Source organism: Haloferax sp. Atlit-4N (assembly GCF_003383025.1).
Taxonomy (GTDB): domain Archaea; phylum Halobacteriota; class Halobacteria; order Halobacteriales; family Haloferacaceae; genus Haloferax; species Haloferax gibbonsii.
Map to the genome: position 1 here is coordinate 1 of NZ_PSYY01000013.1, position 10,135 is coordinate 10,135.

The 10,135-nt window shown below is 55.3% G+C and carries 12 protein-coding genes; 5 read left to right on the forward strand and 7 right to left on the reverse strand.

What is annotated here, in order from left to right:
• Both C5C07_RS19850 and C5C07_RS19855 read left to right on the forward strand, forming a co-directional pair.
• Positions 1-1,605 (forward strand): beta-galactosidase (locus C5C07_RS19850; RefSeq protein ID WP_115805970.1); only part of this gene is annotated, 1,605 nt, incomplete at its 5' end.
• A gap of 188 nt (positions 1,606-1,793) precedes the next feature.
• Positions 1,794-2,285, forward strand: a complete 492-nt coding sequence (locus C5C07_RS19855) for an MOSC domain-containing protein (protein WP_115805971.1) — start codon at positions 1,794-1,796, stop codon at positions 2,283-2,285.
• A gap of 108 nt (positions 2,286-2,393) precedes the next feature.
• Here the strand turns inward: C5C07_RS19855 and C5C07_RS19860 are convergent, their stop codons facing one another.
• Positions 2,394-3,578 carry a PLP-dependent aspartate aminotransferase family protein gene (locus C5C07_RS19860; RefSeq protein WP_115805972.1) on the reverse strand — a complete coding sequence of 395 codons (1,185 nt, stop codon included), beginning with the start codon at positions 3,576-3,578 and terminating at the stop codon, positions 2,394-2,396.
• 203 nt (positions 3,579-3,781) lie between these two features.
• Between C5C07_RS19860 and C5C07_RS19865 the strand changes: the two genes are divergently transcribed.
• Positions 3,782-4,105, forward strand: a complete 324-nt coding sequence (locus tag C5C07_RS19865; RefSeq protein ID WP_115805978.1) for an antibiotic biosynthesis monooxygenase — start codon at positions 3,782-3,784, stop codon at positions 4,103-4,105.
• Positions 4,106-4,685: 580 nt separating this feature from the next.
• On the opposite strand, the gene C5C07_RS19870 is transcribed toward C5C07_RS19865, so the two are convergent.
• The 6 genes from C5C07_RS19870 to C5C07_RS19900 form a co-directional block, all read right to left on the reverse strand.
• The gene (locus C5C07_RS19870) at positions 4,686-5,096 is read right to left on the reverse strand and encodes a hypothetical protein (protein WP_115805973.1); all 411 of its coding nucleotides are present in this window, start codon (positions 5,094-5,096) and stop codon (positions 4,686-4,688) included.
• Entirely contained in the window at positions 5,093-5,968 is an 876-nt protein-coding gene (locus C5C07_RS19875; protein WP_115805974.1) for a ParA family protein, read from the reverse strand. Before C5C07_RS19875 ends, C5C07_RS19870 begins: the two co-directional genes overlap by 4 nt.
• Positions 5,969-6,469: 501 nt before the next feature.
• Positions 6,470-6,955 carry a hypothetical protein gene (locus tag C5C07_RS19880; protein ID WP_115805975.1) on the reverse strand — a complete coding sequence of 162 codons (486 nt, stop codon included), beginning with the start codon at positions 6,953-6,955 and terminating at the stop codon, positions 6,470-6,472.
• Positions 6,956-6,960: 5 nt separating this feature from the next.
• Positions 6,961-7,506, reverse strand: coding sequence for a hypothetical protein (locus C5C07_RS19885; protein ID WP_233510478.1), 546 nt, complete (start codon positions 7,504-7,506; stop codon positions 6,961-6,963).
• 483 nt (positions 7,507-7,989) lie between these two features.
• Positions 7,990-8,235, reverse strand: coding sequence for a type II toxin-antitoxin system HicA family toxin (locus C5C07_RS19895; RefSeq protein ID WP_013035697.1), 246 nt, complete (start codon positions 8,233-8,235; stop codon positions 7,990-7,992).
• Positions 8,236-8,499, reverse strand: a complete 264-nt coding sequence (locus C5C07_RS19900) for a hypothetical protein (RefSeq protein ID WP_115805976.1) — start codon at positions 8,497-8,499, stop codon at positions 8,236-8,238.
• 759 nt (positions 8,500-9,258) lie between these two features.
• Between C5C07_RS19900 and C5C07_RS19905 the strand changes: the two genes are divergently transcribed.
• Both C5C07_RS19905 and C5C07_RS22245 read left to right on the forward strand, forming a co-directional pair.
• Entirely contained in the window at positions 9,259-9,834 is a 576-nt protein-coding gene (locus C5C07_RS19905) for a hypothetical protein (RefSeq protein WP_115805977.1), read from the forward strand.
• Positions 9,831-10,135: hypothetical protein (locus C5C07_RS22245; RefSeq protein ID WP_115805980.1), on the forward strand; the 305-nt coding region annotated here is incomplete at its 3' end. The genes C5C07_RS19905 and C5C07_RS22245, both read left to right, overlap by 4 nt.

The following is a 10,135-nucleotide window of genomic DNA, read 5'->3' on the forward strand; positions in this document are numbered from 1 at the left end:
GTTGTCGGCTGGCAGACCGACAACGAATTTGGTTGCCACGGGACGGTTCGTTGTTACTGTGAGGATTGCTCAGCCGCCTTTTCAGAATGGCTTGCTGCGAAGTACGACGATATTGATGATCTTAACGAGCAGTGGGGAACGACGTTCTGGAGCCAACAGTACGCCTCTTTCGAAGCTGTCGACCCGCCACGGCCGACACCGGCAGACCATCACCCCTCTCGCCTCTTGGATTACTACCGCTTTGCGACCGATAGCGTCGTCGACTACAACCGTATCCATGCCGACATCATCCGCGAGCATGGTGACTGGTTTGTGACGCACAACTTCATGGGTGATTTCGAGACGCTCGACATGCACAAGGTTAGTGACGATTTGGACCTAGTTTCGTGGGACTCGTATCCAACAGGCTTCGTTCAGGACCGTCGCGCCGCCGACCCATCGATGGATGAACTCCGAGCGGGCGACCCAGATCAAGTTGGCCTGAATCACGACCTCTGCCGGGCGACGAATGATGCTCCTTTCTGGGTGATGGAGCAACAACCCGGCGACGTCAACTGGCCACCCTACTGCCCACAACCGGGTGACGGTGCGATGCGACTCTGGGCACACCACGCAGTTGGCCACGGGGCTGACGCAGTTCTGTACTTCCGCTGGCGGCGATGTCTAGAGGGTCAAGAACAGTACCACGCCGGGCTCATGAAACAAGATGGATCGCCGGACCGCGGCTACAGCGATGCGCAAGATGTAGCCGAAGAACTCACCGCAGTTGACGTCGACCACGTTGACGCTTCTGTTGCGCTTCTCCATGACTACGATAACTGGTGGGCTATCGGTGTACAACCTCACGCTCCCGAATTCGACTATTGGGAGCACCTCCGATGTTACTACTGTGCCCTCAGAACCCGTGGTGTGCAGGTTGACGTCGTTCACCCGGACGCCCAACTAGACGACTACGACGCCGTCGTCGCACCTGGGCTTCACCTCGTCGATACCGAACTTGCGGACCGCCTTACTCAATTCGTCGAGCAGGGCGGCCAGTTACTCGTGGGGGCGCGCTCTGGCGTGAAGACTCCGGCCAATCAATTACACGAGACGCTTGCACCGGGGCCACTTGCGGACCTAACCGGTCTCGTCGTCGACCAACACGAGAGTTACCCGGAAGATGTCCCACTCACCGTGGAGGTTGATGGCGATGAGTACGCTGCCACGATTTGGGCGGAGTGGCTTGACCCTGATCCACAGACGACCGTCGTAGCGACGCACACTTTCGGTCCGGGGGATGGACGCCCGGCGGTCACCCGGAGGAACCGTGGCGACGGCTCAGTAACGTACTGTGGTGTCTGGCCGGGATCAGAACTGCTTGACGAACTCGTTGCTGAGCTGCTGTCCCGCGGTGGAATCAAGCACACTTCCCGACTTCCGGACGGAGTTCGATTCAACGAACGAGACGGCCTGACATGGGTGACGAACTTCACCAGTCGTCAGTTCGAACTAGATGTGCCAACGGGAGCTGTTGTAACCGGTGGACGGACGCTGGGTGCGTTTGATGTGGTTGTCGTATCCACCGCGCCATACCGGATTAGCATCTCGAACGAAACTTTGTGAACCGACTCGGGGTCAAGCCCCGAGGTACTCGCCTTGTTTATCTGGAGATAAATCCAGTACAGAAGATCCACCGGATTCACTCGATAGATAATGAATCATATTGGAGTGATCTATTGACAGACTACCAAGTTACCTTGTCATAATACGCACACCCAAGTGTTTATGATGTACGAAACGCATCTCGGTATATGACCGGGAGTGGCACTATCGAGCGGGTTTTTATCGCACCCGAAGCCGAAGCAGAGATGCAAGAACAGACTGACGTTGAAGCAGTTGCTGGACAGGGGCTTCGAGGTGATCGCTATTTTAGCGAGATTGAGACGGGAACCTTCGTCGGGTGGGAGCCAGATGAGGAGCGCCACGATGGGTACGACCTCACATTGATCGAGCAAGAGGCTATAACAGCAATCGAACGTGAAGCGGGTATCGAACTCGAACCGGGAGAACACCGACGGAACATCGAAACCCGTGATGTCGCGCTCAATCACCTTGTTGGACAACGATTCCGAGTCGGTGACGCCATCTGTCGAGGAGATCGACTGTGCGAACCCTGTAATCACCTTCAGCGCATCACACAGGACGGCGTATTGCAGGCGCTAACTCACCGAGGTGGGCTCCGGGCAGACATTCTGGAAGATGGGATTATCCGTCCCGGAGATGTAATCGAACCGCTCGAATAATCCGCGCGCTCTCATGTAGAAACAGTCCGTCTTCCCGCTTGCGACTGCCATATCTGGCGGTCAACAGTCGCGATTTCGAATCGAGGTCAAGGACGAAAAAGAACTGCGCTACGGTAGCGCCTTCTGGAGGTCTTCACAGAGGTCGTCAGCGTCTTCGAGGCCAACGGATACTCGAACCAACGTCTCGGGAACCTCCGCCGAATCCTCACTACGACTGAACTCGTCGGGGAGCATTAGTGACGGTACCTCAATAAGGCTCTCGACCCCACCGAGACTCGCCCCCGGCGTGAAAACCTCAAGCCCCTCGATGAACGCCTCCAGTTCGATGGGAGTGCCATCGAACTCAAACGACAGCATCCCGCTGTATCCCGACATCTGCTCACTCGCAAGGTCATGTTGCGGGTGGCTTTCAAGACCTGGATAGTAGACACGAGCGACCCGGTCATGGCTTTCCAGGAAGCGGGCGACTTCCATCGCATTCCTCTCATGATGTTCCATCCGTGCGGGCAATGTCTTAATGCCTCGCGCAACGAGGTAGCAGTCGAACGGCGACAGCATATTCCCGAATCCGACCCGCTGCGCGAACGACAATTGCTCGAAAACCCTACTGTCGTCGGTGATAACGGCACCGCCGATTGAGTCAGAGTGTCCGTTGAGATACTTGGTGGTGCTGTGAACGACGATATCGGCACCCAGTTCGAGCGGGGCTTGGTAGTACGGACTCGCAAAGGTACTGTCTACAGCGAACCGGGCAGCGTGGTCATCGGCGATATCAGCTATCGTTTGGACATCGCACAACCTCATCAAAGGATTCGATGGTGTTTCTGCCCAGATCAGGTCGGTGTCCGCGTTGACCGCATCGGCAACGTTATCGGGATCACGGGCGTCAACAAAATCGATGTCAACGCCGAGATGTCCGGCCATGTGTTCCGTGAGCAGTTTTTCGGTTCCACTGTAGATGGTGTCCGAGGAGACGACGTGGCCTCCTGGAGGGACGAGCGAAAGCACCGTTGTCGATGTGGCGGCCATCCCAGAAGCGAACGCCAGCGCATGTTCACCGCCTTCAAGGCGAGCTAACTGCTCTTCGAGGGCTGCCCGCGTCGGATTGCTCTCGCGCGAATAATCGTGTTCATTGGCATCTTCCCCACTTGCCCACTCGAACGTAGTCGAGAGGTGAATTGGCGGGACGATATCATTCGTTCCATCTCTGTGGGGCTGCTTCTCAGTTTCAGCTGCGCCGACTGCGACGGTTGCGAACCGGTTCCTGTCTGACTGGCTATTGTGTCGTGTCATTGGGTATTCACCATGTATCACTTGAACTTGATTTAGAGGAGTGCTCACGAAGTTTTGTCAGTTGCGAATCTTATGTATGAGGTTCCCGGCGAAGATGGCCAAAAAACCCAAACGGGATTTGAGATGAGTCAGCGATTCGTTGGTTGCTAACCGAAGTATACTCCAAGGAGAAGCATCATGTTCGTGTGGACGAAGGCACAGTTATGACGTATTTGATAACGTTCCGCCTCGATCCCGGGGAGTATGATGCAGAGTTTCATGAGTTGAATGACGCGATACAGACGGCTGCCGAGGAAACGGAGGGATACCTGGGTAAGCAGACGTGGCATGCACCGAATAGTGAGGAGGTCCTTGTCGTCTACTACTGGGAGTCATTGGACGCGGTCAAGTCGTTTGGAGCGGATTCGGACCACCAGCACGCGAAACAACGGTGGACGAAGTGGTACGATGCGTATGAGGTCACCGTTACTGAGGTCGTTGAGACATACGGGCGTGGGTTCGGTGACGAGGCGAACCCACTCAGATAGTAATCACTAATTGGTAAGAATCCTCGACCACCGCTCCTGAGGCTTTTGTTGGTGCCCTCAGATGTGTACTAGCACTCCTGCTCCGCAAGGAAACGGAGTGAGGTTGAGCGGCTCCTGCGCTCGGCCCGGACAGACACACCAACCGTACCTTTGACTGGGTCTCGTGAGTCTGCTAATTCGTCTCGTCACCGTCGAATTTTACGTTCTCGGGCCACGCAATGTTCACCGACGCATCCGGTCAGCGTGGTCTTGCACCATGCCACACTTCCATCCTCTGGGGTTGTGGGAACTATCGCTTGGAATTGGATATAGCGAAATAAGATTCACCGTTGAAACTCGATGGCCGGTCGATATCTTGCTAATCCTCGTTGTCTCTGTGGGACAATTGGGTTATTGAAAATCTAGGAAATATTTCATTATTACGCTACCTCCGAACTCCTCGGTCCTTAGAATGGGCTACCAGGGAGGCGACGCTCGTTCTCTTGGTCAACAAACCACCCAGTGGATTCCAAGTTCGGCCCGTGACCGACTGCCAGCTGTCGATTTTCGCGCCCATACTGCTGTAAGCGCCGTTTCTTGGCTAGTCGAACGTCATCCCGTAGCCCCACTCTTCGAGGCACTCTTCTGTTTCATCGAGGTGTTGCAGGCCGACCTTCATGAGCGCTTCACGGAGGTCGGTGAGTGAGACGTTTTCTTCGAACCGGTCTTCGAACTCCCGGAGGGCGTCTCGCTCTGCGACTTTTGTCTCCTTCTGTAAGAACAGTGGGACGCGGTCACGACCGTCTTGGACGCCATCGCGGCGGAATTTGTATGGAATCTGGATCTGCTGGCGAGGTTGTTGGGTGTCTTCGCCCTCGGCTTGGTTCGAATCCGTTTCTTCGGCTGGGTCGGGCTCTGAGTCCTTCGTCTGGGTCTCTGTAGCGGTCGCTGACTCAGTCGACGAGTCATCCGCAAACGGATCTTCACCAGCTCCTTTCTTCATGCCAGTCATACCGTCACCACCTCGTGGTCGACGTCACCCGGTTCCGGGGGGTTTGGCGCGTCGATACCAACCTGTTCTTCGAGATGTCTTGCGATGCGGTCGAACTGAACAAGCGTCTCGATTTCGTAGTCACGGCGGCGATTACGATGTTCACGAACGTACTTGAACGCCGAACATTGTTCCATCCAGCACCCCTCCATCAGGGAGGCACGCTCGCTGATGATCTCTGGGATCGGATAGTCGATTTCAGCTAGTACCTGCCGTTGGTCACGTGTGTTTTTGAATCCGGTTGGCACGGCGGCGAGCACACCAACGTCAATCTCAAGTTGGTCTTCAAACCCGGCGACGAGGGCTTCAAGCCCCTCAACTGCTGCACGGCCCTTTGCGCTTGGCTCGACGGGGATGACAAGCGACCGCGTCGCGTGAATCGCGTTGTAGAGGTGTGGCCCTTCAGTTGCTGGTGGGTCACAGATCAGTACATCGTACTCCTCCGGGACGCCGGCCTCGCGGAGCACACGGAGTAACTGTGCGTGCATCCCGAATGCTTCGCCCATGGCTTCCGCCTGGTCTTTCTCTCGCTGGAGAAAATCGGCTAAGTCTGAGAGCATATTGTGCTCCGGAACGATGTCGACACCTTCGACGGTCCGAATGAGATCGTCAAAGTCGCCGTTGGGGCGTCGAATCATATGCCGGACGATGTTATCGACTGAATCAGTTCGCTGGTCGTCAACACCGAAGAGACGCGAGAGATCGCCGTCTTGTGGGTCAAGCGGAACGACGAGCGGTTTCAACCCTGCCCGAGCGTGCGCAACCGCCAGGTTTGCTGCGGTGGTCGTCTTCCCGACCCCGCCTGCCTCGCTGTAGGTCGAATATGTGAGCATACTGTGTTCATGATGAACCACCACCTTGAATCTTCTGTGCATGCACTCATTGTGTTCAACAGGCACGTTCATTCGTTGAGTTCAGCAATGAATGTACCCAATGAACAAATATACTGAACACATACGATGAACAAACACAACGAACGCCATGGCTGGGTGAGACTATACTCATCCCTTATTGCAGGCGGTCTGTGGAGAAATCTGATTTAGTGAACAAAGTTAATGAACACAATTCATGAATGTATCTGTTGAATATCATCCTGGCCAAACATCTTTGCTGTGACACCACGTAACTACTACTGGAGACAATCTGTGTCACACACGTCTCCACAACCCCCTATGACGAATGATTCGACGGCGCTTGGTCGATGCCCTGACTGCGGCGAAGAGATTGAGGCATACCAGTCGCTCATTGAGTTTGAGGAGGCCGATGGGACAACTGGCGTGTTCGCAGAATGCTATTCATGCGATGAAGTCGTCCGCCCAGAGTGACAAACTGCGCTACGTGTCCACGAGGTAGTCTGCGCCGTATTCCTTCTCGAATTCGTATTCTGACGGGAAAACCGGATCTGTTGTCGCCCAAATATCGTTAATTCGTTTCTCGATCGTCTGAAGAACGACCCGAAGCACGCCATTCGGATCATCTGGGTAGACTGCATCGACCGCACTCTCTTCTCGCGGTTGTGGTGGTACGTGGTAGTGGTCGCGCGTATTGTGCGTATTTGGGTGGCGGTCCCATCGACACGACCAGCGCTCACCAGTCCATTCCTCTAAATACTGAAAGTTGAACTCTCCATTCAGTCGAAGGCGGATTTCGAGAGTCGCAGTATCCACGACGTTGGGGTAGTAATTCGACCGAAGAGTGGCAACAACACGATCTTCCTTTCCAGACGGGAAGTACTGGACGGTCTCGATTACCGAGAGATCTGCGAGTCGACCACCGAGAATTCGCATCCGTTCTTCGTTGAGGTCATCTGTGCGTCCCATCGAGCTCAGGGGAACGACGAGGCAGGACTCCCACCGGTATTTGATTTGAGACGGAATTTGGCTTCTCGGAGTTCACGAAGGCGGCGAGTAACTGTTCGCCATTCACTCAACCTGTCGTACGGCTCATCGAGATCTTCGTACGTCGTCTCGGAAAGAACAACCGCCTCGGGTGAGGATTCAGCGAAGTAGCTCGAGAGTTCTCGTTCGCGGGTTCGGTACTCGTCGATTGCTTCGTCGGCTGCTTCAGCTGTTTTGAACTCCCGGGTCAGTTCCGTGACACGACGGAACTCAAAGTAGGCCTCGTTTCGGACAAAGAGTGCAGGATTGTCTGCGACTTTTTCGAGGACCCCGAGTTCGACGAACCACTCCAAGTGGGGACGAGCACCTTCTTTTGTACAGTCAGCACGCTCTGCGACGTCCGCAACAGTGGTTGGGGCCGTGAGTGTCGTCGCTGCTTCATACACACGATCTTTCACCGTCCGACTCTCGACGGCTTCGTCCCACTCACCGGTCAGATTCATGTCCGGTGGAGACGGTGTATCCTCAGTCATTGTCCTAGAGACGGATTGCGCTCATATTAGTTTGTGGGTGCAAAGATATGTTTGCAATCGTGAGTAGGTACTGGGCGTCTAGTCGTCAGGTCCGCCTCGTTGCGTTCGCACCGCGCGACGACCAAGGGGCGAACGACGACGTGCGCCGCTATGTCTGCCATGAAGATCAGCGTGGAGAGTGGCACACCGTCGGCTTCCCATCTGCTACTGATGCTCTCAAATGGGCCGATGAGTGGCCCTACGACGTGGAATACCAGGGACGAACACCGCCACGACGGGCCGGTCCATCGTCCCGAGGACGTGACGGCGACCGACTCGGATACCTAAACGAAACCGGGTTTGTCCGCGGTGAGGACGCCCCCAGCTCACCAACTGCGATGAGTCCAGGTTCGAGGCTTCTCCCGAGAAGACCAGACAGGAGCGCGATGTCGGTTACCTCAGTAAGTCCAGCGTTCAGCGTACCGACATCCACATCGATGACGGTTACAGCGTCTGTTCGATCCACTCGCACCACGAGTGGAAGTCCTTCGCGCCGCATTGATCGGCGATGGAACGGAGGGTCCCAATCTTGAGTTCGTCGTGCTGCGGCACGTCGACGTTTCGGACTTCTCCCGTCTCGGGATGCTCGTATCGCAGCCGAACGTGGCTTCCGTGGCGAGATTTCGGGACGTATCCGTACTTCGTGAGTGCTTTGGTGACCTCGCGGCCAGAGAACGTCCTCCGTACCATCTACTGCATAAAGTCGGGCAGTTCGCGGTTCTCGAACTCGTCGGGGTCGAGGCCGAGTTCTTCGAGGTCATCGTCGGTGATGGGCTCACCACCACCCTCGTGGAGAACGAGAGCCTCCGCAAGCTGCGAAAGTGCTTCTGCTCGGGTGTCGCCACCACGTGCGAGACCGGTCTCGGTATCGCGGGCGGTGATACTCCCGTCGTCTTCGCGGATGAACTCGACCCCCTCAAAGTCGTCGTCACCGTTGCGAGTCGCACTTGCCATACTAAACTCGAATCGGTCTCAGAGGATAAGCGTTCGGACGGCGAGGAATCCCGTGTAGGCCCTTTTTCAATTTCCACGGGTCAGGTATGAATGTATACCGCATCCTCAATGTATGCACCTTCACACCCGTCAACGGTGAGTCCCGTGGCATAGCTTCGGGCCGATTCGGCCAGTACCCGACACGGTTGCGGTCATGGGTCACAAGGAGTATAAGAAGACTTGAGACTCGTTCACTCGAGACTCACTTTAACTCCACTAGGGGTTCAGTTAACTTGGTGGATACATAAAACTTCGTCAGACAATAGTCATAACTTCTAGAGAGGTTATTTCTAGGGCGTTACTGCCTCTCGTGCATATATACAGCTGTTACGTCCGATTTGCCCTCATTTCATCTTTTCCCCCATCCCTTCTCACGGTTTTACACATCGATGACGGGGGCAGGGTCTTCAACCTCGACCTCGGTGGACACGTCAGTCGTCGCGTTGAGTGTGCCAAATGGTTCGTGGCCCAAACCTCTACTTCCTGCGACGAGATTCTGTCCTGAGTGGCGAACTAACGCTACTCAATCTCAACGTCCAGATGTCTCATTTTCGATGTACTTGTAATAAAGCACTACACCAGATATGAGACATCGACAACTATGTTAACCAACAATTGGGCGTATATAGCCGATCTGTTGGTTAATGTAGCCTCTCGAATCATGGAGTCGGAATAATCCGTGCCAGCAAGATTTATTCCTGTTACTCACGTGGAGTGAGTATGGAAGAACCGCGCTCTGAACTACAGGCCGATGCCGAGGAGCGAACTAACGCGCCAGATGTCGACGCCCTGACCTCGCCAGAGGAGCTGGTTCGTGGAGAGCGGACGCGAGACGATTTTTTTGACGCTGTGCTTGGGCTCAGCACTCCAGCGACTGCCCGCGAAGTTGCTGACCTCGCAGGCCACGGCGTTGACGCTGCGAGAGAGTACCTTGAGTGGTTCGAACAGATGGGTATTGTGAAGCAGGTTACCGAGTCGCCGGCCACGTACGTACGCAACCAGTCATACTTGAACTGGCGGCGGGTCCAGATGCTCCAAGATGAGTATTCGTCAGCGGAGCTGCTTGAGTTCTTGAAAACGGAGGCAGCGAGAGCCGAGGAGTTGGCCGAGAAATTCGATGTCGCGTCGCCAGACGCGGTCTCTCTCTCAAAGCACGCATCGGCTACTGACCAATCGATAGAGGACGTTTGGGAGGCTGTGTCTGCGTGGAAGACGGCTCGCCGTCGGGTTGAGCTCCTCGAACGGGCACTAGCAACCGAGTCGGGCGACGCTGCTGATCAGCAAACGGCGGTATGACAGGACAAGATGAGAGTAGTGGGTCGCATTCAGTTTCTGGTGCTCCAATTGATTTCGACCGCTTGGGCGTCATCCGAGATCGATTTGCTTCCGACGAGCGGTTCACGCAGATAGTCGACCAACCTGAATTCGCCCCTGACCGGTTGGTCTGTGTGTACGATACACAGTTTTACCCATCGAGTGTTCACAGTGCCTGGGTAGAGATTGTCTGGTTCGAGAACGGTGACTTCTCGCTCCATTACCACGAAGACCACGAGCAAGGAACGTTCGATCATCGATGGGACCGCCATCCATCGGACCA